Source organism: Streptomyces sp. URMC 126 (assembly GCF_051386555.1).
Taxonomy (GTDB): Bacteria; Actinomycetota; Actinomycetes; order Streptomycetales; family Streptomycetaceae; genus Streptomyces.
This window is the reverse complement of record NZ_JBPQTX010000088.1, coordinates 1-23,399: the sequence shown is the minus strand read 5'-3', so window position 1 is coordinate 23,399 and position 23,399 is coordinate 1. Positions and strand designations below refer to the sequence as shown.

Below are 23,399 nucleotides of genomic sequence, written 5' to 3'. Positions count from 1 at the left end.
AGACAGCCGCCGCGGCCCGCCCGGCGCGGCCCCGCGTCGGCTCCCGGCCGCTGCGCCTCGGCAGCCCCCGGCCCCGGCTCCGGCTGATCGGCCTCGGACTCACCCTGGTGCTGCTGGTGTTCACCGTGCGGCTGCTCCAGGTGCAGGCCGTCGACGCCGACGCCTACGCGGCCCGCGCCAACGTCAACCGCTACATCCCCGTCACCCTGGCCGCAGAGCGCGGCGCCATCACCGACCGCAACGGCGTCGACCTGGCCACCACCGTCGACGCCTACGACATCACCGCCGCCCCCGACCTGCTCACCCCCAAGCGGACCGGGCTCCGGAACGCCGCCCACAAGGCCGCCGAACTGCTGGCCCCGGTCCTGGGCGGGCCCGTCGACGAGGTGGAGGAGAAGCTCACCGCCAACCCCACGTCCAAGTACGTCGTCCTGGCCCGGCAGCAGCCGCCCCAGGTCTGGAACCGCATCCGGGAGCTCAAGCAGGACGCCGCCGCCCGGATCCGCGGCAGGCACGGCACCCTCAACCTGCTCACCGGCGTCAACCGCGAGGCGCACAGCAGGCGCGTGTACCCCAACGGCGATCTCGCCGCCGGGATACTGGGCTTCGTCAACGCCGACGGCAAGGGCGGCGGCGGGCTGGAGGCCCAGCTCGACAAGGAGCTCGCGGGCAAGGACGGCAAGCGCGTCTACGCCCAGTCGGGCGGCCGGCAGGTGCCCACCGGCGACCTGAAGGAACAGGCGGCCGTCCCCGGCTCGGACGTCGAGCTGACCCTCGACCGGGACATCCAGTGGGCCGCCCAGAGCGCCATCGCCGCCCAGGTCCGCGCCTCCGCCGCCGACCGCGGCTACGTCGTCGTCCAGGACGCCCGCAACGGCGAGATCCTGGCCATGGCCAACGCCCCCGGCTACAACCCCAACGACCTCGCCCACGCCGACCGCGCGGCCCTGGGCAACGCCGCGCTCCAGGACGCCTACGAGCCCGGCAGCGTCAACAAGGTGATGACCATGGCCGCCGTCCTGGAGGAGGGCGTCGCCACCCCCGCCACCCGGGTGGAGGTCCCCAACCGGCTGCCGCGCGCCGACCGGGCGTTCGCCGACGACATCGACCACGCCACCTGGCACCTCACCCTCAACGGCGTGCTCGCCAAGTCCAGCAACATCGGCACCATCCTGGCCAGCGAGCAGCTCGGCAAGACCCCGGAGGAGTCGGGCGCCGTCCTCTACTCGTACCTGCGCAAGTTCGGCCTGGGGCAGCCCACCGGGCTGGGCTTCCCGGGCGAGACCCCCGGCATCCTCGCCCCGGCGAAGGAGTGGAGCGCCTCGCAGCGCTACACCGTCCCCTTCGGCCAGGGTCTGTCCCTCAACGCCGTCCAGGCCGCCTCCGTCTACTCCACCATCGCCGGCGGCGGCGAGCGCGTCCGGCCCACCCTGGTGCGCGGCACCAAGGGCCCGGACGGGCGCTTCGTCCCGGCGCCCGCGCCACCGCGCACCCGGGTGGTCAGCGAGAAGACCGCCAAGCAGCTGTCCGAGATGCTGGAGTCCGTCGTCGACGACCGGGACGGCACCGGAACCAAGGCGAAGATCCCCGGCTACCGGGTGGCCGGCAAGACCGGCACGTCCAACCGGGTGGATCCGAAGACCGGCCGCTACCACGGCTACACCGCCTCCTTCGCCGGCTTCGCCCCCGCCGACCAGCCCCGGGTCACCGTCTACTGCGCCATCCAGAATCCCACCCAGGGCAGCTACTTCGGCGGCCAGATCTGCGGACCGGTCTTCCAGCGGGTCATGTCGTTCGCGCTGAAGACGCTCCAGGTGCCGCCCTCCGGCAGTGGGCCGCCGCGGCTGCCCGTGGAGTACTGACCGTGCCGCCGCGCCGCGCCGCAGGGCCGTGCCGACTGTGACGCACGGCACGCCGGAACCGGGGAACCGCGGCCCGGCGCGCCCCTCGCTTCGCGACGGGCCGGGTGCGCCCGGTACGCTCACCGCCGTGCCCCACGCTGATCAGTCCCCAGCCACCACCCCGGAACCCACCGCTCCGGGAGCGCCCCGCCCCACCCGGGTCCGGCCCGTGCCGCTCACGGAGCTCGCCGGTCAGCTGGGCGTCCGCGCCCCCGAGGGCGCCGGAGGAGAGGTCACCGGCATCACGCACGACTCCCGTGCCGTCCGCCCCGGCGACCTCTACGTCGCGCTGCCCGGCGCCCGCTTCCACGGCGCCGCCTTCGCCGAGCAGGCGGCCGGGCTCGGCGCCGCCGCCGTGCTGACCGACCCGGCGGGCGCCGAGCGCGCCGCCGCCACCGGCCTGCCGGTCCTGGTCGTCGACGACCCGCGCGGCCGGATGGGCGCCCTGGCGGCCGCCGTCTACGGCGACCCCGGCGGCGACCTGCTGCGCGTCGGCATCACGGGGACCTCGGGCAAGACCACCACCGCCTACCTCATCGAGGGCGGACTGCGCGCCTGGGAGCGCTCGCGCGCGGCCGAGGACGGCCGGCCGGCGGGGCTCACCGGCCTGATCGGCACCGTCGAGTCGCGCATCGGCGACGAGCGCGTCAAGTCCGAGCGCACCACCCCCGAGGCCACCGACCTCCAGGCCCTCTTCGCCGTGATGCGCGAGAAGGGCGTCCGCTCTCTCGCCATGGAGGTCTCCAGCCACGCCCTGGTGCTCGGCCGCGTCGACGGCTGCGTCTTCGACGTCGCCGTCTTCAACAACCTCAGCCCGGAGCACATGGAGTTCCACTCCGACATGGAGGACTACTTCCGGGCCAAGGCCGAGCTCTTCACCAAGGAGCGCAGCCGCCTCGGCGTGGTCAACCTCGACGACGCGTACGGCCGCCGGCTCGCCGAGGGCGAGTCCGAGGTCCCCGTCGTCACCTTCTCCGCCGAGGGCAGCCCGGAGGCCGACTGGCGCGCGGTGGGCGTCGAGTCCGGCCTGTTCGACTCCACGTTCACCATCGAGGGCCCCGGCGGCGTCTCCGTCCCCGCCCGTTCGCCGCTCGCCGGCCCGTTCAACGTCGCCAACGCGCTCGCCGCCGTGGTGGCGCTGGTCGCCGCCGGCGCCGACCCGAAGACCGCCGCGGACGGCGTCGCCGCCGTCGCCGGCGTCCCCGGCCGGCTGGAGCGCGTCGACGCCGGGCAGGGCTACCTCGCCGTCGTCGACTACGCCCACAAGACGGACGCCGTCGAATCGGTTCTCCGCGCCCTGCGCAAGGTCACCCCGGGCCGTATCCACGCCGTCCTCGGCTGCGGCGGCGACCGGGACACCACCAAACGCGCCCCGATGGGCGCCGCGCTGGCCCGGCTCGCCGACACCGCCGTCCTGACCTCCGACAACCCCCGCTCCGAGGATCCCCTCGCGATCCTCGCCACCATGCTCGCGGGCGCCGCCGAGGTGCCCGCCGCCGAACGCGGCGCCGTCCTGCTGATGGAGGACCGCGCCGCCGCGATCGCCGCCGCCGTCGCCCGCGCCGAACCCGGCGACACCGTCCTCGTCCTCGGCAAGGGCCACGAACAGGGCCAGGACATCGCCGGAGTGGTACGCCCCTTCGACGACCGCCAGGTGCTGCGCGAGGCCATCGAGCGCGGCGCCGGTTCACACGCGGTCACCAAGCACCGGAACGACCAGGGATGACAGACCGCCATGCGCGCACAACCCTCCCCCCGGCAGCCCCACCGAACGGCCGGAGGTGACTCCAGGTGATTCCCCTGTCCCTCGCCGAGATCACCGCCCTCGTCGGCGGGCGGCAGCACGACATACCGGACCCGGACGCCCTGGCCACCGGCCCGGTCGTCTACGACTCCCGTGAGGTCGTCCCCGGCGGCCTGTTCGCGGCCTTCGCCGGAGAGCACGTGGACGGCCACGACTACGCCGAACGGGCCGTCGAGGCCGGCGCGGTCGCCGTACTGGCCACCCGGCCCGTCGGCGTACCCGCCATCGTCGTCCCGGACGTCGTCGCAGCCCTCGGGGCGCTGGCCCGCGCCGTCGTGGAGCGCCTGGGCGCCACCGTCGTCGGCCTGACCGGCTCCGCCGGGAAGACCAGCACCAAGGACCTCATCGGGCAGCTCCTGGGCCGCCTGGGCCCGACGGTCTGCCCGGCCGGCAACCTCAACAACGAGATCGGCCTCCCGGTGACCGCCCTGCGCGCCACCGAGGAGACCCGCCACCTCGTCCTGGAGATGGGCGCCCGCGGCATCGGCCACATCCGCTACCTCGCCGAGCTCACCCCGCCGCGCATCGGCCTCGTGCTCAACGTCGGCTCCGCGCACATCGGCGAGTTCGGCGGGCGCGAGCAGATCGCGCTGGCCAAGGGCGAGCTGGTCGAGTCCCTGCCGGCGGCGGCCGAGGGCGGCGTCGCCGTGCTCAACGCCGACGACCCGCTGGTCCGCGCCATGACCTCGCGCACCAAGGCCCGTACGGTCCTGTTCGGCGAGGCCGCCGACGCCGACATCCGGGCCGAGGGCGTCCGCCTCACCCCGGCCGGACAGCCCGCTTTTACGCTGCACACACCCACCGGGTGCGCCGACGTGACCATGCGGCTGTACGGTGAGCACCACGTGTCGAACGCGCTCGCCGCCGCCGCCGTCGCCCACGAGCTGGGCATGCCCGTGCAGGAGATCGCCTCCGCGCTCTCCGAGGCGGGCCAGCTCTCCCGCTGGCGGATGGAGGTCACCGAGCGCGCGGACGGCGTGACGATCGTCAACGACGCCTACAACGCGAACCCCGAGTCCATGAAGGCCGCGCTCCGCGCGCTGGCCGCCATGGGCGAGACCGCCAGGGCGCGGGGGGGCCGCACGTGGGCGGTGCTCGGCAAGATGGCCGAGCTCGGCGAGGAGTCGCTCGCCGAGCACGACGCGGTCGGACGGCTGGCCGTCCGGCTCAACGTCAGCAAGCTCGTGGCAGTCGGGGACAGGGAAGCGGCCTGGCTGTGCATGGGCGCCTACAACGAGGGTTCGTGGGGTGAGGAGTCGGTGCACGTGTCCGACGTGCGGGCGGCGGTCGACCTGTTGCGCAGCGAGCTGCGCCCGGGAGACGTCGTGCTGGTGAAGGGGTCCCGGTCGGTCGGGCTGGAACGGGTCGCGGAGCAGCTGCTCGCGGGTGAGGGCGAGGTCACCGGTCGATGAACCAGATCCTTGTCGCCGGAGTCGTCGGACTCTTCCTGACGCTCATCGGCACCCCGCTGCTGATCAAGTTCCTCGCCCGCAAGGGGTACGGCCAGTTCATCCGGGACGACGGCCCGCGCGGCCACGCCGGGAAGAAGGGCACGCCCACCATGGGCGGCATCGCCTTCATCCTGGCCACCCTGGTCGCCTACGCCGTCACCAAGGTGGCGACCAGCAGCAAGCCGACCACCTCCGGTCTGCTGGTGCTGTTCCTGACCGCCGGCATGGGCCTGGTCGGCTTCCTCGACGACTACATCAAGATCGTCAAGCAGCGGAGCCTCGGCCTCCGGGCCAAGGCCAAGATGGCCGGCCAGCTGATCGTCGGCATCGCCTTCGCGGTGCTGGCCCTGCAGTTCGCGGACACCCGCGGCCAGACCCCGGCCTCCACCCGGCTGTCGTTCACCCAGGACTTCGGCTGGACCCTGGGCCCGGTGATCTTCGTGGTCTGGGCGCTGTTCATGATCCTCGCGATGTCGAACGGCGTGAACCTCACCGACGGCCTCGACGGCCTCGCCACCGGCGCCTCGGTGATGGTCTTCGGCGCGTACGTCTTCATCGGCACCTGGCAGCACGGCCAGTCCTGCGGCAACCCGCTGACCGCGGGCGCCGCCTGTTACGAGGTCAGGGACCCGCTCGACCTCGCCGTCGTGGCCTCCGCGCTGATGGGCTCCTGCTTCGGCTTCCTGTGGTGGAACACCTCGCCCGCCAAGATCTTCATGGGTGACACCGGCTCGCTCGCCCTCGGCGGCGCGCTCGCGGGACTGGCCATCTGCTCCCGCACCGAGCTCCTCATCGCCGTCCTCGGCGGTCTGTTCGTCCTCATCACCATGTCCGTGGTGATCCAGGTCGGCTCGTTCCGCCTCACCGGGAAGCGCGTCTTCCGAATGGCCCCGCTCCAGCACCACTTCGAACTCAAGGGGTGGAGCGAGGTCCTGGTCGTGGTCCGCTTCTGGATCATCCAGGGCCTGTGCGTGGCCGTCGGCCTCGGAATCTTCTACGCGGGATGGCTGGCCATCAAGTGACCACCTCGGAATTCCACGGCAAGCACATCACCGTCGCCGGCCTCGGCGTGAGCGGCGTCAGCGCCGCCCGCGCGCTGGCCGGCCTCGGCGCCCGGGTCACCGTCGTCGACGGCGGCGACGGCCCGGCCCTGCGCGAGCGCGCGGCCGGCCTCGGCGCCGACGTCACCGTCCGGCTGAACGACGCCGACACCCTCCCCGAGGGCACCGACCTCGTCGTCACCTCGCCCGGCTGGCGCCCGGACAGCCCGCTGTTCACCGCCGCCGCCGAGGCCGGCGTCGACGTCGTCGGCGACGTCGAGATCGCCTGGCGGCTGCGCGGCGAGGGCGCGCCCCCGTGGCTCGCCGTCACCGGCACCAACGGCAAGACGACGACCGTCCGGATGCTCGCCTCCATCCTGGAGACCGCCGGCCTGCGCACCGCGGCCGTCGGCAACATCGGCACCCCCATCGTCGACGTGGTGCTCTCCCAGGAGCCCTACGACGTCCTCGCCGTCGAGCTCTCCAGCTACCAGCTGCACTGGGCGCCCTCGGTGCGCGCCCACTCCGCGGCCGTCCTCAACCTGGCCCCGGACCACCTCGACTGGCACGGCTCCATGAAGGACTACGCCGCCGACAAGGGCCGGGTCTACGAGGGCAACCGGATCGCCTGCGTCTACAACACCGCCGACCCGCGCACCGAGCAGCTCGTCCGCGACGCCGACGTCGAGGAGGGCTGCCGCGCCATCGGCTTCACCCTCGGCGCCCCCGGCCTCTCGGAGCTCGGCGTGGTCGACGGCATCCTCGTCGACCGGGCCTTCGTCGCCGACCGGCAGCGCAACGCGCAGGAGCTCGCCGAGGTCTCCGACATCCACCCGCCGGCGCCGCACAACATCGCCAACGCCCTGGCCGCCGCCGCCCTGGCGCGCGCCTTCGGCGTGGAGCCCAAGGCCGTCCGCGACGGCCTGCGCGCCTTCCGTCCGGACGCCCACCGCATCTCCCACGTCGCCGACGTGGAAGGGGTGGCGTACGTCGACGACTCCAAGGCCACCAACACCCACGCCGCCGAAGCCTCCCTGGCCGCCTACGAGTCCGTGGTCTGGATCGCGGGCGGCCTCGCCAAGGGCGCGACCTTCGACGACCTGGTCACCGGCGCCGCCGGGCGGCTGCGCGGCGCCGTCCTGCTCGGGGCCGACCGGGCCCTGATCAAGGAGGCGCTGGCACGACACGCCCCGGATGTCCCGGTGGTGGACCTCGACCGGACCGACACTGGGGCGATGGCCGAGGCCGTCCGGGAGGCGGCACGGCTCGCCAAGCCGGGCGACACGGTCCTGCTGGCCCCGGCCTGCGCGTCGATGGACATGTTCACCCACTACGGCGAGCGGGGCGAGGCCTTCGCCGCGGCCGTCCGGGACCTGGCCGAACAGGCCGGACCGCCGGCCGACGGCCGCGCCACGGAGAGCTAGCCGCCCGGTCCCCGCGCCGCGGGCCGGGCGGCCCGGAACACCAGCGGAGGGGACCCCGGATGCACGCCGATCACGTCCACGCCACCGCCGGGCCGCCCCCGGGCGCCTGGACGGCCCTGCGCGGGCCGGGGCCCGGCAGCGGGCGCCCCGCGCGGCGGCCCGCCGCGCGGGCGGCTCCCCGGCGGCCCGGGCGGGCTGCGCGCCCTGCACGCGCGCGCCCGCCGCGCCTGGGACCGGCCCCTGACGGCGTACTACCTCATCCTCGGCGGCTCGCTGCTGATCACCGTGCTGGGCCTGGTGATGGTCTACTCGGCGTCCCAGATCAAGGCCCTGCAGAGCGGACTCGCCCCCACCTACTTCTTCCGCAAGCAACTGCTCGCCGCCGCCATCGGCACCGTCCTGCTGCTGCTGGCCGCCCGGCTGCCCGTGAAGGTGCTGCGGGCGCTCGCCTACCCGCTGCTCGCCGTGTCGGCCGTGCTGCTCGTACTCGTCCAGGTGCCCGGCATCGGCGAGACCATCAACGGCAACACCAACTGGATCTCCCTCGGCGGCCCCTTCCAGGCCCAGCCCAGCGAGTTCGCCAAGCTCGCCCTGGTGCTCTGGGGCGCCGACCTGCTGGCCCGCAAGCAGCACAAGAAGCTGCTCACCCAGTGGAAGCACCTCCTGGTGCCGCTGGTGCCCGTCACCTTCGTCCTGCTCGGCCTGATCATGGTCGGCGGCGACATGGGCACCACCGTGGTGCTCACCTTCGTCCTCTTCGGCCTGCTCTGGGTGGCCGGCGCCCCCACCCGGCTGTTCGCCGGGGTGATCGGTGTCACAGGCGCGCTCGCCGTCCTGTTCATCAAGACCAGCGCCAACCGGATGTCCCGCCTGGACTGCATCGGCGCCACCGACCCCGGCGCCAACGACCAGTGCTGGCAGGCCGTGCACGGAATCTACGCGCTGGCCAACGGCGGCTGGTTCGGTGCCGGACTGGGCGCGAGCGTCGAAAAATGGGGCGAACTGCCCGAGCCCCACACCGACTTCATCTTCGCGATCACCGGCGAGGAGCTGGGCCTGGCGGGGACGCTGTCGGTCCTCGCCCTCTTCGCGGCTCTAGGCTATGCGGGTATCCGCGTGGCCGGACGCACGGAGGACCCCTTCGTGAGGTACGCCGCGGGAGCGGTGACCACCTGGATCACGGCCCAGGCCGTGGTCAACATCGGTGCGGTGCTCGGCCTGCTGCCGATCGCCGGTGTGCCGCTCCCGCTGTTCTCCTACGGAGGGTCCGCCCTGCTGCCGACCATGTTCGCCATCGGGCTCCTGATCGCCTTCGCGCGCGACGAACCCGGTGCGCGGGCGGCGCTGGCCATGCGGCAGCCTGGGGTGAGATGGAAGACGATGAGACGGCGCGTCAAGAAGCGGCCGTCCGGAGAGCGGTGAATTTCGGTGCATGTCGTACTCGCCGGCGGGGGGACCGCCGGCCACATCGAGCCCGCGCTCGCCCTCGCGGACGCCCTGCGCAGGCAGGACCCGACCGTGGGGATCACGGCGCTCGGCACGGAGCGCGGGCTGGAGACCCGGCTCGTGCCCGAGCGGGGCTATGAGCTGGGCCTGATCCCGGCGGTGCCGCTGCCCCGCAAGCCCACGCCCGAGCTGATCACCGTGCCCGGGCGGCTGCGCGGCACCATCAAGGCCGCCGAGCAGATCCTGGAGCGCACCAAGGCCGACTGCGTGGTCGGCTTCGGCGGCTACGTGGCGCTCCCCGGCTATCTGGCCGCCAAGCGGCTCGGCGTGCCGATCATCGTCCACGAGGCCAACGCCCGCCCCGGCCTGGCCAACAAGATCGGCTCGCGCTACGCCGCCGGCGTCGCGGTGTCCACCCCGGACAGCAAGCTGCGCAACGCCCGCTACGTGGGCATCCCGCTGCGCCGCACGATCGCCACCCTGGACCGGGCGGCCCTGCGCTACGAGGCGCGCGCCGCCTTCGGCCTGGAGCCGAACATGCCGACCCTGCTGGTCTCGGGCGGCTCCCAGGGCGCCCGCAGGCTCAACGAGGTCATCCAGGCCGTCGCCCCGTCGCTCCAGCGCTCGGGCATCCAGATCCTGCACGCGGTCGGCCCGAAGAACGACGTGCCGCATGTGGACAACATGCCCGGAATGCCGCCTTACATCCCGGTATCGTATGTGGACCGCATGGACCTCGCGTACGCCGCGGCCGACATGATGCTCTGCCGCGCGGGCGCGATGACCGTCGCCGAACTCTCCGCCGTCGGGCTCCCCGCCGCCTACGTCCCGCTGCCCATCGGCAACGGCGAACAGCGGCTCAACGCCCAGCCGGTGGTCAAGGCCGGCGGCGGCCTGCTGGTCGACGACGCCGAGCTGAGCCCCGAGTGGATCCACCACAACGTGCTCCCGGTGCTCACCGACCCGCACCGGCTGTACGACATGTCCCGCGCCGCCGCCGAGTTCGGCCGCCGGGACGCCGACGAGCTGCTGGTCGGCATGGTCTACGAGGCGATCGCCGCCCGCAGGGGCTGACGTCGCGGGCAGGAGGCTGGGAAGCGTGGCCGGACCGACGACCGCCCGGCGCGGTGACGAACGGAACCGTAAGCCGGAGCGCAAGCCGTCGGCCGGCGCCTCCCGCACTCCGAAGAACGGCGGCAACGGCGGGAAGAAGGGCGCCAAGTCCCGGTCCGCCGGCTCCTGCCCCGCCGCTCCCGCCTGCTGCTCTGGGGGCTCGCCGCCGCCGTCCTCGGCGCCGGCGCCGGGTGGGTGCTCTACGGCTCCGACTGGCTCCGCGCCACCCATGTGGACGTGGCCGGCGTCGAGGTGCTCTCCGCCGCCGAGGTGCGCGAGGCGGCGGCCGTCCCGCTCGGCGACCCGCTGGTCTCCGTCGACACCGACGCCGTCGAGCAACGGCTGCGCGACCGGCTGCCCCGCATCGAGTCCGTCGACGTCTCCCGGGACTGGCCGCACGGCGTCGCCGTCGAGGTGACGGAGCGCCAGCCGCGGGCCGTCGTCGAGAAGAACGGGAAGTTCGTCGAGATCGACGGCTCCGGAGTGCGCTTCGCCACAGTCGACCGGCCGCCCGCCAAGGTGCCGCGGCTGGTGATGGAGGCCCCGGCGGACGCCCCCAGCACCCGCCGGTTCGGGCGCCCCCGTCTCGAACGGGAGGGCGTGCGCGCCGCCGCCGCGCTCCCCGCGGAAGTGCGCCGCGACACCCGCGTGATCCGGGTACGCTCATACGATTCGATCATCATGGAGCTGACGGGTGGTCGGACCGTCGTCTGGGGCAGTGGCGAACGGGGCGAGGCGAAGGCCCGTTCGCTCACCGCGCTGATGAAGGCGGCGCGCGGGGCGGACCACTTCGACGTGAGCGCCCCGGGCGCCCCTGCCTCGTCGGGGAGTTGACGGCGGCCGGACCCTGGCAGCACCCTGGTTGGCTACGCCTATGGGTGATCACATAGGGTGAAAAGAAAAACGGGAGGTTCGGCGTGTTCGTTGAACACGCGCCACTTGTCGACTTAGTGTCCTGTTCCGAGAACCCAGGGAACAGTGGCACGGGTAACCCTAAACTTCAACGTTAGGGTTCGGGTTGGCATTGCGAACCGTCCCCCAGGCATACGTAACTCGAGGCGAGAGGCCTTCGACGTGGCAGCACCGCAGAACTACCTCGCAGTCATCAAGGTCGTCGGTATCGGCGGCGGTGGCGTCAACGCCATCAACCGGATGATCGAGGTCGGTCTCAAGGGCGTCGAGTTCATCGCGATCAACACCGATGCACAGGCCCTGCTGATGAGCGACGCCGACGTCAAGCTCGACGTCGGCCGGGAGCTCACCCGGGGTCTCGGCGCCGGCGCGAACCCGGACGTCGGCCGCAAGGCCGCCGAAGACCACCGCGAGGAGATCGAGGAGGTCCTCAAGGGGGCCGACATGGTCTTCGTGACCGCGGGCGAGGGCGGCGGCACCGGCACCGGCGGCGCCCCCGTCGTGGCCAACATCGCCCGCTCGCTGGGCGCCCTGACGATCGGTGTGGTCACCCGGCCGTTCACCTTCGAGGGCCGCCGCCGGGCCAACCAGGCCGAGGACGGCATCGCCAGCCTCCGCGACGAGGTCGACACCCTCATCGTCATCCCGAACGACCGGCTGCTGTCCATCTCGGACCGCCAGGTGAGCGTGCTCGACGCGTTCAAGTCGGCGGATCAGGTGCTGCTGTCCGGTGTCCAGGGCATCACCGACCTCATCACCACCCCGGGCCTCATCAACCTGGACTTCGCGGACGTCAAGTCCGTGATGTCCGAGGCCGGTTCCGCGCTGATGGGCATCGGCTCGGCGCGCGGCGACGACCGCGCGGTGGCCGCCGCCGAGATGGCCATCTCCTCGCCGCTGCTGGAGGCGTCCATCGACGGCGCCCGCGGCGTCCTGCTCTCCATCTCCGGCGGCTCCGACCTCGGCCTCTTCGAGATCAACGAGGCGGCCCAGCTGGTCAGCGAGGCGGCCCACCCCGAGGCGAACATCATCTTCGGCGCCGTCATCGACGACGCCCTCGGCGACGAGGTCCGGGTCACCGTCATCGCCGCCGGCTTCGACGGCGGCCAGCCGCCGGCCAAGGGCAGCCGCGACAAGGTGCTCGGCTCGTCCTACGGCCGCGAGGAGACCCCCGCCGCCCCGGCGCCGGCCGTGAGCCGCACCGAGCGGCCGGCCGAGCCGGTCCGTCCCTCCTTCGGCGGCCTGGGCAACGTGACCCCGCGCACCGAGGAGCCGGTCCCGGACCCCGTGCCGGTCGCCGAGGTCCCGCCGCCCCCGGTCGCCTCCCCGCAGGTGCCCCCGGCCCGCCCGTACCAGGACTCGACCGCCGAGGAACTGGACGTTCCCGACTTCCTGAAGTGACCCGGCAGGACGTGACCCCGGTGATAGGAAACCCGGCCCCGGACACCCGGGGACGGCCACACGTGGCACACGCGAGCGGCGCGCACTTCGCCTTCACCGACCGGTGGGGCGGGGTGAGCGCCGCTCCGTATGCGGAGCTCAACCTGGGCGGCGCGGTCGGCGACGACCCCGCCGCGGTCCGGGCCAACCGGGAACGGGCGGCCCGTTCGCTGGGCATCGACCCGGCGGCCGTCGTCTGGATGAACCAGGTGCACGGCAAGGACGTGGCCGTGGTCGACGGACCGTGGCGCGCGGGCGACGAGATCCCCGCGGTGGACGCGGTGGTGACGGACCGCCGGGGGCTCGCCCTCGCGGTGCTGACCGCCGACTGCACCCCCGTCCTGCTGGCCGACCCGGTCGCCGGGATCGCGGGGGCGGCGCACGCCGGCCGTCCCGGTCTGGTCGCCGGGGTGGTGCCCGCGGCGGTCGAGGCGATGACCGCGATGGGCGCCGACCCGGCCCGGATCCTCGCGTACATCGGCCCGTCGGTCTGCGGCGGCTGCTACGAGGTGCCGGAGGACATGCGGGCCGACGTCGCCGAGGCGGTGCCCGAGGCGTGGGCCACCACCCGGCGGGGCACCCCGGCCGTGGACGTGGCCGCCGGGGTCCGGGCGCAACTCGCCCGAATGGGCGTCAGCCTCGCGGGGCAGTCGGACATTTGCACGATGGAATCGGCGGACCACTTCTCCTACCGGCGCGACCGCGTCACCGGACGGCTCGCCGGTTATGTGTGGCTCGGCGAGGACCGTGCCGGGGAAGACGGGGAAGGGGACACCGGTCGATGACGGACCGCAGAGCGCAGTTGGCCGGGAACCTCGCCCGCGTGGAGGAACGTATCGTCGACGCCTGCGCGGCGGCGGGTCGAAAGCGTGACGAGGTGACCCTGATCGTGGTCACCAAGACCTATCCCGCGAGCGATGTCCGGCTGCTCGCGGAACTGGGAGTCCGTCATGTCGCGGAGAACCGCGACCAGGACGCCGCCCCGAAAGCCGCGGAATGTACGGATCTCCCGCTCACCTGGCACTTCGTCGGTCAATTGCAGACAAACAAAGTGAAAAGCGTGGTGAATTATGCCGACGTGGTGCACTCCATTGACCGGGTGCGACTGGTCACCGCGCTTTCCGCCGCGGCGGTACGGAAAGGCCGCGGACCCGGACGGGAAATCGGCTGTCTGATCCAGGTGGCCCTCGACGCGGAGACCGGTGACGGCGCCGGCCGCGGCGGCGTCGCGCCGGACGGGGTGGCGGCCCTCGCCGACGCCCTGGCCGAGGCCGAGGGGCTCCGCCCGGCGGGGCTGATGACGGTCGCTCCGCTGGCCGGGCCCTATGCGGGCCGGCCCCGGGCGGCCTTCGAGCGGCTGCGGGAAATCGCAACGGACCTGCGCGCGGCGCATCCGGCTGCGAACATGGTGTCCGCGGGAATGAGCGCGGATCTGGAGGACGCCGTGGCGGCGGGTGCGACACATGTACGCGTCGGCACAGCGGTACTCGGAGTCCGACCCGGCCTCGGGTAACGTCGCCAAGAGTCGGACCACAGCACAAAATATGGTCATTCCCGTCAAAAGGCGGGCGGACCAAGTGGATCCAGCGCCGTTGAGGAGCCGATCCACCACAGAGCGGAGGACGCAGAGAATGGCCGGCGCGATGCGCAAGATGGCGGTCTACCTCGGCCTCGTGGAGGACGATGGGTACGACGGCCGGGGATTCGATCCCGATAACGAGTTCGAGCCCGAGCCGGAGCCCGACCGGCGCCGGCAGCAGCACCAGCAACACCAGGCTCAGCAGACGCAAACGGACGAACCGGTACGGGTCGCCCAGCCCCCGGCGCAGCGCGAACCGGCTCCGCTGACAGCGGAAACGGGACGACCCGCCCGAATCGCCCCCGTGTCGTCCATCACACCCGAACGCCACTCCCTGGAGAAGAACGCACCGGTGATCATGCCCAAAGTCGTGTCCGAGCGGGAGCCTTACCGCATCACGACATTGCACCCTCGGACCTACAACGAGGCCCGTACCATCGGGGAACACTTCCGTGAAGGCACCCCGGTGATCATGAATCTGACCGAGATGGACGACACCGACGCGAAGCGACTTGTCGACTTCGCCGCGGGTCTGGTCTTCGGCCTCCACGGCAGCATCGAACGGGTGACGCAGAAGGTGTTCCTGCTGTCTCCTGCTAACGTCGATGTCACGGCGGAGGACAAGGCCCGCATCGCAGAGGGCGGGTTCTTCAACCAGAGCTAGAGACGCACAATCAGGCAATACCGGTGAGAGACGGTCAATAGGCCGGGCACAAGGGGAGAGGGAAGCGCGAGGATGGACATCGCACGGCAGGTGGTCTACATCGCGCTGTACGTCTTCCTCATCGTGCTCATCTTCCGGTTGGTGATGGATTACGTCTTCCAGTTCGCCCGCTCGTGGCAACCCGGTAAGGCGATGGTGGTCGTCCTTGAGGCCACCTACACTGTCACCGATCCGCCACTCAAGCTTCTGCGGCGGTTCATCCCGCCGCTGCGTCTCGGGGGCGTGGCGCTCGACCTGTCCTTCTTCGTACTGATGATCATCGTCTACATCCTGATCACCGTCGTGGAGCGGCTGTGAACGCGGCTGTGAACGATACGGTCTTGCCGATTGCCGACGACTACGTTGAGGTGAAGAAGAGATGCCGCTGAGCCCCGAGGACGTGCGGAACAAGCAGTTCACGACCGTCCGCCTCCGAGAAGGCTACGACGAGGACGAGGTCGACGCCTTTCTCGACGAGGTCGAGGCCGAACTGACCCGCCTGCTCCGGGAGAACGAGGACCTGCGCGCCAAGCTGGCGGCAGCGACCCGAGCCGCGGCGCAGAACCAGCAGCAGAACATGCGCAAGCCCGAGCCGCAGGACCAACGACCAGGTCCCGGGGCTCCGGTGCCCGCCGCCATATCCGGCCCGCAGCCGGTGCCGCCGAACCAGCAGCAGATGGGCGGCCCGCCGCAGCTTCCGGGCGGTGCCCCGCAGCTGCCGGCCGGGCCGGGCGGACACGGCCACGGTCCCCAGGGCCCGCACGGCGCGGGTCCGATGGGACAGAACCCCATGGGCCAGGGCGGCCCGATGGGTGGCCCCATGGGCGGTCCCATGGGTCAGGGCGGTCCCGGCCCCATGGGCCAGGGCGGTCCGATGGGCCAGGGTGGTCCCGGCCCGATGGGTCAGGGTGGCCCCATGGGCGGCCCCGGTCCCCAGATGCAGCAGCCGGGCCAGGGCCCGGGTGGCGACAGCGCCGCCCGAGTGCTCTCGCTCGCGCAGCAGACGGCCGATCAGGCGATCGCGGAGGCCCGCTCCGAGGCCAACAAGATCGTCGGCGAGGCCCGCAGCCGCGCCGAGGGCCTGGAGCGGGACGCCCGCGCCAAGGCCGACGCGCTGGAGCGGGACGCGCAGGAGAAGCACCGCGTGGCCATGGGCTCCCTGGAGTCCGCCCGCGCCACGCTGGAGCGCAAGGTCGAGGACCTGCGCGGCTTCGAGCGCGAGTACCGCACGCGGCTGAAGTCCTACCTGGAGAGCCAGCTGCGCCAGCTGGAGAACCAGGCGGACGACTCGCTCGCCCCGCCGCGCGCCACCAACGCCCCGTCGCTGCCGCCGGCCCCCTCGATGAGCGGGTCCATGGCGTCGGCCGGTGCGGGCATGGGCGGTCACAGCATGGGCGGCAACTCGTCCATGGGCGGCGGCCACGGCCAGTCGTCGGGCAACCCGTCGTACGGCGGGCAGCAGCAGATGTCGCCCGCGATGACGCAGCCGATGGCTCCGGTGCGGCCGCAGGGTCCGCAGCCGATGCAGGCTCCCTCGCCGATGCGCGGGTTCCTCATCGACGAGGACGACAACTGACGGCGGCGGTGCGCTGCCGCTGAGCGGTAGTCGTCGTCGCAATCACCATGGGCCGGGCCCCGGGGATGTCCCCGGGGCCCGGCCCGTTGTCGTTTCGATGTGCGGCTCGGCAGCGCCGGGGAGCCCGGGCGTGGCGGCGCGCATGAAGATCATCTGCGTGGGAGTTTGAACGACCGTACCGAGCCGACTGCTTGAGGCTTGACTGTCAGCACCCTGACGCAGGGTGATGTTACGATCACACTGTGAAGGTGGTGGTGCAGGTCAAGCTGATACCGGACGCCGAACAGGCGTCGGCGCTGTCGGCTACCCTGCACACGGTCAACGCCCTGGCGAACTGGGTATCGCGCATCGCGTTCGAGCGGGATGTTCCCCGTGAGTACGAGTTGCGCAGGCACACCTATGCCGAACTCAGGGCCCGTGGCCTGGGGGCGCAGGCGGCGCAGCACGTGATCAAGAAGGTGCGCGACGCGTATGCCGCGCTGCATGCCAACCTCCGTGCAGGGAACTTGGGCAAGAAGGGGGCCAAGCGCCGCATCAAGGCCGAGTCCAGGCCGGTCACGTTCCGGCCCGAAGCCGCGCAGCCGTATGACGACCGCTGCCTTTCCTGGCAGTACGACGCCGCAACGGTGAGCATCTGGACAACCGCCGGGCGCGTGAAGAGTGTGCGCTTCGCCTGTTCCCCGCAGGTACTCAAGGTGCTCCGGCAATACCGCAAGGGCGAAGCGGACCTGATCGAACGCGACGGTGTGTTCTACCTGATTGCCACATGCGAGGTTCCCGAGGCCGTCCAGTACGAGCCGGATGGGTTCATCGGCGTGGATCTCGGGATCGTCGGCATCGCCACCACCTCAACCGGCTACCGGGCCGCCGGACGCAAGCTGAATCGGTACCGCAAGCGGCAGCTCGCTCTGCGCGGGAAGCTCCAGAAAAAGGGCACGAAGTCCGCCAGGCGGCGGCTCAAGGCACGCTCGCGCCGCGAGCAGCGGCACGTGAGGAACACCAACCACATCATCGCCAAGAGGATTGTGACCGAGGCTGAACGCACCTCGCGCGGGATCTCCCTGGAAAGACTCAAGGGGATCCGGCAGAGGGTACGGCTCCGCAAGCCCCAACGGGTCGCGCTCCACTCCTGGGCCTTCGCCCAGCTCGCGGACTTCATCGTCTACAAGGCGCGCCGGGCCGGAGTCCCGCTCGTGCTCGTGGACCCCGCCCACTCCTCCAGGGAGTGCGCACTGTGCGGGCACATCGACCGGCTCAACCGCGTTTCCCAGGCCAGGTTCGTATGCCGGTCGTGCGGCGTCGTTGCGCACGCCGACCGCAATGCTTCCCACGTTCTTGCCCGCAGGGGCGAGAACGTGTGGATCGCGGGGCGTGAGTCACGCGTCCCAGCCACCCAGTCCATAAGCTGAATGGCCAAGACGCGGGAGTCCACCTCACAACCAGTGAGGCCCTACCCGCAAGCCCGGTCCTTCAGGGCCGGGTAGTTGACTAGGTGGAACGCCTTGACCGCGCGGAGCGCGGTTTCGAGGGGTACCGGGCCCCTCCCCGTAGATACGGGAAGGGGCGGGGTTGGGGAGCGCTTACGCCTTGCGCAGGCGGAAGGTCAGGGACAGGGGCTCGTCCGTGAAGGGCTCGCCGTACGACTCGTCCGCCTCGCCGGAAGCGAAGTCCGTGGCGAGGACCTCGTCCGCGATGAGGGAGGAGTGGTCGGCGAGGGCCGTCCGGACCTCCTCGTCGGAGGAGGACCAGCGCAGGGCGATGCGGTCGGCCACGTCGAGGCCGGAGTTCTTGCGGGCCTCCTGGATGAGGCGGATCGCGTCGCGGGCCAGGCCCGCGCGCCGCAGCTCCGGGGTGATCTCCAGGTCGAGGGCGACCGTCGCGCCGGAGTCGGAGGCGACGGACCAGCCCTCGCGCGGCGTCTCGGTGATGATGACCTCGTCGGGGGTGAGGGCGACGGTCTCGCCGTCGACCTCGACGGTGGCGTTGCCCTCGCGGAGGGCGAGGGACAGGGCCGCCGCGTCCGCCGCGGCGATCGCCTTGGCCACCGCCTGGACGCCCTTGCCGAACCGCTTGCCGAGGGCGCGGAAGTTGGCCTTGGCGGTGGTGTCGACGAGGGAGCCGCCCACCTCGGAGAGGGAGGCGAGGGAGGAGACGTTGAGCTCCTCCGTGATCTGGGCGCGCAGTTCCTCGCCGAGCGTCTCGAAGCCGGCCGCCGCGACCAGCGCGCGGGACAGCGGCTGCCGCGTCTTCACGCCGGACTCGGCGCGGGTGGCGCGGCCCAGCTCCACCAGGCGGCGGACCAGGAGCATCTGACGGGAGAGCTCCGGGTCGATCAGCGCGGTGTCGGCGGTCGGCCAGGTGGCCAGGTGCACCGACTCCGGGGCCTCCGGGTCGACCGGGACGACCAGGTCCTGCCAGACGCGCTCGGTGATGAAGGGGACGAGCGGCGCCATCAGGCGGGTGACCGTCTCGATCACCTCGTGCAGGGTGCGCAGCGCGGCCGCGTCGCCCTGCCAGAAGCGGCGGCGGGATCGGCGGACGTACCAGTTGGACAGGTCGTCGACGAACGCGGACAGCAGCTTGCCGGCGCGCTGGGTGTCATACGCCTCCAGGGACTGCGTGACCTGGTCGGTGAGCGTGTTGAGCTCGCCGAGCAGCCAGCGGTCCAGCAGCGGGCGGTCGGCCGGGGCCGGGTCGGCGGCCGAGGGGGCCCAGCCGGCGGTGCGGGCGTAGAGGGCCTGGAAGGCGACCGTGTTCCAGTAGGTGAGGAGCGTCTTGCGGACGACCTCCTGGATCGTGCCGTGGCCTACGCGGCGCGCCGCCCACGGGGAGCCGCCGGCCGCCATGAACCAGCGGACCGCGTCGGCGCCGTGCTGGTCCATCAGCGGGATCGGCTGGAGGATGTTGCCCAGGTGCTTGGACATCTTCCGGCCGTCCTCGGCGAGGATGTGGCCCAGGCAGACGACGTTCTCGTACGACGACTTGTCGAAGACGAGGGTGCCGACGGCCATCAGGGTGTAGAACCAGCCGCGGGTCTGGTCGATGGCCTCCGAGATGAACTGCGCCGGGTAGCGCTTCTCGAAGAGCTCCTTGTTCTTGTACGGGTAGCCCCACTGGGCGAACGGCATGGAGCCCGAGTCGTACCAGGCGTCGATGACCTCCGGCACCCGGACGGCGGTGTGCGCGCAGCCCTCGGCGGTGCAGGGGAACGTCACGTCGTCGATGTACGGGCGGTGCGGGTCGAGGCCGCTCTGGTCGGTGCCGGTGAGCTCGGTGAGCTCGGCGAGGGAGCCGACGCAGGTGAGGTGGTCGTCCTCGCAGCGCCAGATGGGCAGCGGGGTGCCCCAGTAGCGGTTGCGGGAGAGCGCCCAGTCGATGTTGTTGGTCAGCCAGTCGCCGAAGCGGCCGTGCTTGACCGAGTCCGGGAACCAGTTGGTCTTCTCGTTCTCCGCGAGGAGCCTGTCCTTGACAGCCGTGGTGCGGATGTACCAGGACGGCTGCGCGTAGTAGAGGAGCGCGGTGTGGCAGCGCCAGCAGTGCGGGTAGCTGTGCTCGTACGCCACGTGCTTGAAGAGGAGGCCGCGCGCGTCGAGGTCGGCGGTGAGGGCCTCGTCGGCCTTCTTGAAGAACTGGCCGCCGACGAGGGGCAGGTCTTCCTCGAAGGTGCCGTCGGCGCGGACCGGGTTCACGACCGGCAGGCCGTAGGCGCGGCAGGTGCGGAGGTCGTCCTCACCGAAGGCCGGGGCCTGGTGGACGATGCCGGTGCCGTCCTCCGTCGTCACGTACTCGGCGTTGACGACGTAGTGGGCCGTGTCCGGGAACTCGACCAGGTCGAACGGGCGGCGGTACGTCCAGCGCTCCATCTCGCGGCCGGTGAAGCGCTGCTCCGTGGCCGTCCAGCCCTCGCCGAGGGCCTTTTCGAGGAGCGGCTCGGCGACGACGAGCTTCTCGGTGCCGTCGGTCGCCACGACGTAGGTGACGTCCGGGTGGGCGGCGGCGGCCGTGTTGGAGACCAGCGTCCACGGCGTCGTCGTCCAGACCAGCAGGGCGGCCTCGCCGGCGAGCGGGCCGGAGGTGAGCGGGAAGCGGACGAAGACGGACGGGTCGACGACCGTCTCGTAGCCCTGCGCCAGCTCGTGGTCGGACAGGCCGGTGCCGCAGCGGGGGCACCAGGGGGCGACGCGGTGGTCCTGGACCAGCAGGCCCTTGTTGAAGATCTCCTTCAGCGACCACCAGACGGACTGGACGTAGTCCGGGTCCATGGTGCGGTAGGCGTCGTCCAGGTCCACCCAGTAGCCCATGCGGGTGGTGAGCTCGGTGAACGCGTCGGTGTGGCGGGTCACGGACTCGCGGCACTTGGCGTTGAACTCGGCGATGCCGTACGCCTCGATGTCCTGCTTGCCGGAGAAGCCCAGCTCCTTCTCGACGGCGAGCTCGACGGGCAGGCCGTGGCAGTCCCAGCCGGCCTTGCGGCCGACGTGGTAGCCCTGCATGGTGCGGAAGCGGGGGAAGACGTCCTTGAAGACGCGGGCCTCGATGTGGTGCGCGCCCGGCATGCCGTTGGCGGTCGGCGGGCCCTCGTAGAAGACCCACTCGGGCCGGCCCTCGGACTGGGCCAGGGTGCGGGCGAAGATCTTCTGCTCCTGCCAGAAGTCGAGCACGGCGCGTTCGAGCGCGGGCAGGTCGACCTGGGCGGGTACGGAGCGGTACTGGGGCGCGGGACGCGCGGGCTGCGCGGAACTCATCGGTGGCTACCTCCGGCTGGACGGTTGTGCGCTGTCCGTCGGAGGGACGAGAGCCGTTGTCCGTACTCCCGCGGTACCACCCTCCTTGGCCGCAGGCGTGTGCCTGTGGCCCCCTCATTGGGGTCGCGATGCCGGTTCTACCGGCCTGGGGTGGGCTGCTGCCTTGCCCCTGGCTTTCTTCCGGCGGCTCCGGGGTGATCTTCACACCGCGCACGCCTTCCGGGCTCGCACCGTCCCCGGATCGCTGATGGCTGCGTGCGGCGCTACTCGTCCCATCCACGCCTTTCGCTGCCGCCCAGTGTACGGGGCGCGGGCGGGGCGGGCCGACCGCATTTCCGTCCCCGGCCCGGCGGGGCGGCTCCCGGCGCCGGGCGGGGGCCGTCCGGCGGGTTACAGGGCCGGGAGCGGGGCACAAGGGTGGGCACCGGCGTGCCCCGTTGCCGCGTGCTCCGAGCCGATTTATCGTTCCCGCACGATTCGCGCGCAAGATCATAAAATGTGAAGGGGTCGCGGTCATGGCGGACATGGTGGAGATGTCCTCGGCACGGGCCGCGGCGCGGGGGCCTGCCGGCCTGGTCTGCGGGGCGGGACGGGTCAGTCGGCGCGGCGTGGGCCGCCGGGCGCGGGGGCCTGCCAGCCGGGTGCGGGGGCCTGCCGACCGGGTGCGCCGGGCGGCGCGGGGTTGCCGGCGTGGTGTGGGCTGCCGGGTGTGGCCTGTACGGCGCGGTGGGTCGCTGTGATGGCGGGGGCGGCGGGCGGTACGAAGGCGGCGAAAGCGGCGAAGAGGGCTCCGGCGCGGGGTGCTTCGGCGGGAGGCGCTTCGGCGAAGGAGGCCGCGGCGAAGGAAGCTGCGGCGGTAAAGGCTCCGGTGAAGACGGTCTCGGCCGGGAAGGCTCCCGCCAACAAGACCGCGTCGAAGGCCGCCGCGTCGAAGGCTGCCCGGACGAACGCGCCGGGGCCCGAGCATGCGGCGGTCCGGGGCGCGGCGCACAAAGGGGCGGCTTCGCCCACGAAGAAGACGGCCGGGGGCGCGGCGGCGGGGAAGAGCTCCGCGAAGGGGGCGGTGGCCGGCAAGTCGTCGGCCGCGAAGACGGTGGGGAAGGCAGTTAGGAACGCGGCGGCGAAAAAGAGCGCCGCGAAGGGGAGTGCCGCCAAGCCCGCCGCCGAGAAGACGGCGAAGGCCGGGACCGGCGCGGGAGCGCCCGCGAAGAAGGCGGCGACGAAGCGGGCGGCCTCCAAGACTGCGTCGGCCGGGAAGTCCGTTGCCCGGGGGACTGGGGATGAGAAGGCGGCGTCTTCGGCGAAGAAGGCCGCGGGGAAGCGGGCGGGCTCCGAGGCGGCGTCGGTCGGGAAGTCCGTTGCCCGGGGGAGCAGGGATGAGAAGGCGGCGTCTTCGGCGAAGAAGGCCGCGGCGGAGAAGGTGACGAAGCAGGCGGCGAAGGCCACCGTGCCTCCGGAGAAGAAAGCTCCGGCCGGGAAAGCCGCGCCTTCGGCCGGCAAGACGGCGAAGAAGGCGCTCTCCAGCACGGGAGCGGCCGGGAAGGTCGCAGGCGGGAAGGCCGCGGGGAAGAAGTCCGCGTCGCCGGCCGAGTCGGCGTCCGGCAAGAAGGGGAAGTCCGCCGCTGCGGCCGGGGCGGCGGGGAAGAAGGCCGTTTCTCCGGCCGGGAAAGCGCCGGCGAAGAAGGCAGGGGCCGCTGCGGGAGTGGGCGGGAAAGCCGCGGCCTCCGCTGGGAAGGCGTCAGGGAGGGAATCGGCTTCTGCCGCGGTGACGGGTGTGAAGACTGCGGCCAGGGCGTCGAGGAAGGAAGCGGTGTCCGCTGCGGGAACGGGTGGCAAGGCGGGCAAGGTGGCGGGGAAGAGGACCGCGGCCTCTGTTGGGGGAGCCGGGTCTCCGGCGGCGAAGGTGCTGGGGAAGGGAGCGGTGTCCGCCGTAGGAACTGGTGGCAAGGCGGGCAAGGCGGTGGAGAAGGGGGCTGCGGCCTCTGTTGGGGGAGCCGGGTCTCCGGCCGCTAAGGCGTCGGGGAAGGGGGCTGTGGCCTCTGCTGGGGAAACCGGGACTCCGGGTGTGAAGGTGCCGGGGAAGGAAGTGGCGTCCGGTGTAGGAACGGGTGGCGCGGCGGGGGAGAAGGCCGCGGACCCTGCTGGAGGAGCCGGGGCTCCGGGTGTGGAGGCGTCGGCGTCCGGTGCGAGAGCGGGTGGGAAGGCTGCGGCCTCCGCCGGGGAGTCGTTGGTGGCTGGGGTGGCCCCCGCCGCGGGGGCCGGGGA

Annotated in this window: 17 protein-coding genes and 1 pseudogene; 16 read left to right on the top strand and 2 right to left on the bottom strand. The window is 72.2% G+C overall.

Features of this window, described 5'->3' with window-relative positions; genetic code table 11:
- From ACSNOK_RS13670 to ACSNOK_RS13600, 15 genes are all read left to right on the top strand, one after another.
- Nucleotides 1–1,862, top strand: a 1,862-nt coding sequence (locus ACSNOK_RS13670; protein WP_436780899.1) for a peptidoglycan D,D-transpeptidase FtsI family protein, incomplete at its 5' end; no start/stop codon positions are given.
- A gap of 37 nt (nt 1,863–1,899) precedes the next feature.
- Nucleotides 1,900–3,627 (top strand): UDP-N-acetylmuramoyl-L-alanyl-D-glutamate--2,6-diaminopimelate ligase, encoded by a 1,728-nt coding sequence (locus ACSNOK_RS13665; protein WP_436780901.1) that lies wholly within the window; start codon nt 1,900–1,902, stop codon nt 3,625–3,627.
- Nucleotides 3,628–3,692: 65 nt separating this feature from the next.
- Nucleotides 3,693–5,117 carry a UDP-N-acetylmuramoyl-tripeptide--D-alanyl-D-alanine ligase gene (locus tag ACSNOK_RS13660; RefSeq protein ID WP_436780898.1) on the top strand — a complete coding sequence of 475 codons (1,425 nt, stop codon included), beginning with the start codon at nt 3,693–3,695 and terminating at the stop codon, nt 5,115–5,117.
- The gene (mraY, locus tag ACSNOK_RS13655; protein WP_223766829.1) at nt 5,114–6,178 is read left to right on the top strand and encodes a phospho-N-acetylmuramoyl-pentapeptide-transferase; all 1,065 of its coding nucleotides are present in this window, start codon (nt 5,114–5,116) and stop codon (nt 6,176–6,178) included. Before ACSNOK_RS13660 ends, mraY begins: the two co-directional genes overlap by 4 nt.
- A complete protein-coding gene (gene murD / locus ACSNOK_RS13650) occupies nt 6,160–7,620 on the top strand; it encodes a UDP-N-acetylmuramoyl-L-alanine--D-glutamate ligase (RefSeq protein ID WP_436780897.1) in 1,461 nt (486 codons plus the stop codon). Before mraY ends, murD begins: the two co-directional genes overlap by 19 nt.
- A 69-nt stretch (nt 7,621–7,689) precedes the next feature.
- On the top strand, nt 7,690–9,042 hold the full coding sequence (ftsW, locus tag ACSNOK_RS13645; protein WP_436780900.1) for a putative lipid II flippase FtsW: 1,353 nt from the start codon (nt 7,690–7,692) through the stop codon (nt 9,040–9,042).
- 6 nt (nt 9,043–9,048) lie between these two features.
- Complete coding sequence (gene murG, locus ACSNOK_RS13640) at nt 9,049–10,140, top strand: undecaprenyldiphospho-muramoylpentapeptide beta-N-acetylglucosaminyltransferase (RefSeq protein ID WP_436780896.1); 1,092 nt, start codon at nt 9,049–9,051, stop codon at nt 10,138–10,140.
- Between the two features lie 234 nt (nt 10,141–10,374).
- Nucleotides 10,375–11,013 carry a cell division protein FtsQ/DivIB gene (locus ACSNOK_RS13635; protein ID WP_436780895.1) on the top strand — a complete coding sequence of 213 codons (639 nt, stop codon included), beginning with the start codon at nt 10,375–10,377 and terminating at the stop codon, nt 11,011–11,013.
- Between the two features lie 240 nt (nt 11,014–11,253).
- The gene (gene ftsZ / locus ACSNOK_RS13630) at nt 11,254–12,492 is read left to right on the top strand and encodes a cell division protein FtsZ (protein ID WP_004955836.1); all 1,239 of its coding nucleotides are present in this window, start codon (nt 11,254–11,256) and stop codon (nt 12,490–12,492) included.
- Between the two features lie 62 nt (nt 12,493–12,554).
- Entirely contained in the window at nt 12,555–13,316 is a 762-nt protein-coding gene (pgeF, locus tag ACSNOK_RS13625) for a peptidoglycan editing factor PgeF (RefSeq protein WP_436780894.1), read from the top strand.
- A complete protein-coding gene (locus ACSNOK_RS13620; RefSeq protein ID WP_436780893.1) occupies nt 13,313–14,044 on the top strand; it encodes a YggS family pyridoxal phosphate-dependent enzyme in 732 nt (243 codons plus the stop codon). The genes pgeF and ACSNOK_RS13620 overlap by 4 nt, the downstream gene beginning before the upstream one ends.
- A gap of 118 nt (nt 14,045–14,162) precedes the next feature.
- The gene (locus tag ACSNOK_RS13615) at nt 14,163–14,774 is read left to right on the top strand and encodes a cell division protein SepF (RefSeq protein WP_436780892.1); all 612 of its coding nucleotides are present in this window, start codon (nt 14,163–14,165) and stop codon (nt 14,772–14,774) included.
- A gap of 72 nt (nt 14,775–14,846) precedes the next feature.
- On the top strand, nt 14,847–15,131 hold the full coding sequence (locus ACSNOK_RS13610) for a YggT family protein (protein WP_004955828.1): 285 nt from the start codon (nt 14,847–14,849) through the stop codon (nt 15,129–15,131).
- A 61-nt stretch (nt 15,132–15,192) separates the two neighbouring features.
- Entirely contained in the window at nt 15,193–16,389 is a 1,197-nt protein-coding gene (locus ACSNOK_RS13605) for a DivIVA domain-containing protein (RefSeq protein ID WP_436780891.1), read from the top strand.
- 242 nt (nt 16,390–16,631) lie between these two features.
- Nucleotides 16,632–17,798, top strand: a complete 1,167-nt coding sequence (locus ACSNOK_RS13600) for an RNA-guided endonuclease InsQ/TnpB family protein (RefSeq protein WP_436780890.1) — start codon at nt 16,632–16,634, stop codon at nt 17,796–17,798.
- Nucleotides 17,799–17,969: 171 nt separating this feature from the next.
- Here ACSNOK_RS13600 and ileS read toward each other — a convergent pair whose 3' ends face one another.
- Together ileS and ACSNOK_RS13590 are read right to left on the bottom strand one after the other, a co-directional pair.
- Nucleotides 17,970–21,134 carry an isoleucine--tRNA ligase gene (gene ileS, locus ACSNOK_RS13595; protein WP_436780889.1) on the bottom strand — a complete coding sequence of 1,055 codons (3,165 nt, stop codon included), beginning with the start codon at nt 21,132–21,134 and terminating at the stop codon, nt 17,970–17,972.
- A 594-nt stretch (nt 21,135–21,728) separates the two neighbouring features.
- Complete coding sequence (locus ACSNOK_RS13590; RefSeq protein ID WP_436780888.1) at nt 21,729–22,208, bottom strand: hypothetical protein; 480 nt, start codon at nt 22,206–22,208, stop codon at nt 21,729–21,731.
- On the opposite strand from ACSNOK_RS13590, the pseudogene ACSNOK_RS13585 reads away from it, so the two are divergent.
- Nucleotides 22,198–23,399: pseudogene (locus ACSNOK_RS13585) on the top strand (hypothetical protein); the annotation flags it as partial. The gene ACSNOK_RS13590 and the pseudogene ACSNOK_RS13585 sit on opposite strands and share 11 nt — an antisense overlap.

What these genes read in the sequence shown, in the direction of transcription:
- mraY (WP_223766829.1), top strand. Translation starts at nt 5,114, where the DNA reads ATGAACCAGATCCTTGTCGCCGGAGTCGTCGGACTCTTCCTGACGCTC.
- murD (WP_436780897.1), top strand. Translation starts at nt 6,160, where the DNA reads ATGGCTGGCCATCAAGTGACCACCTCGGAATTCCACGGCAAGCACATC.
- ACSNOK_RS13620 (WP_436780893.1), top strand. Translation starts at nt 13,313, where the DNA reads ATGACGGACCGCAGAGCGCAGTTGGCCGGGAACCTCGCCCGCGTGGAG.
- ACSNOK_RS13615 (WP_436780892.1), top strand. Translation starts at nt 14,163, where the DNA reads ATGGCCGGCGCGATGCGCAAGATGGCGGTCTACCTCGGCCTCGTGGAG.
- ACSNOK_RS13610 (WP_004955828.1), top strand. Translation starts at nt 14,847, where the DNA reads ATGGACATCGCACGGCAGGTGGTCTACATCGCGCTGTACGTCTTCCTC.
- ACSNOK_RS13605 (WP_436780891.1), top strand. Translation starts at nt 15,193, where the DNA reads ATGCCGCTGAGCCCCGAGGACGTGCGGAACAAGCAGTTCACGACCGTC.
- ileS (WP_436780889.1), bottom strand. Translation starts at nt 21,134, where the DNA reads ATGAGTTCCGCGCAGCCCGCGCGTCCCGCGCCCCAGTACCGCTCCGTA.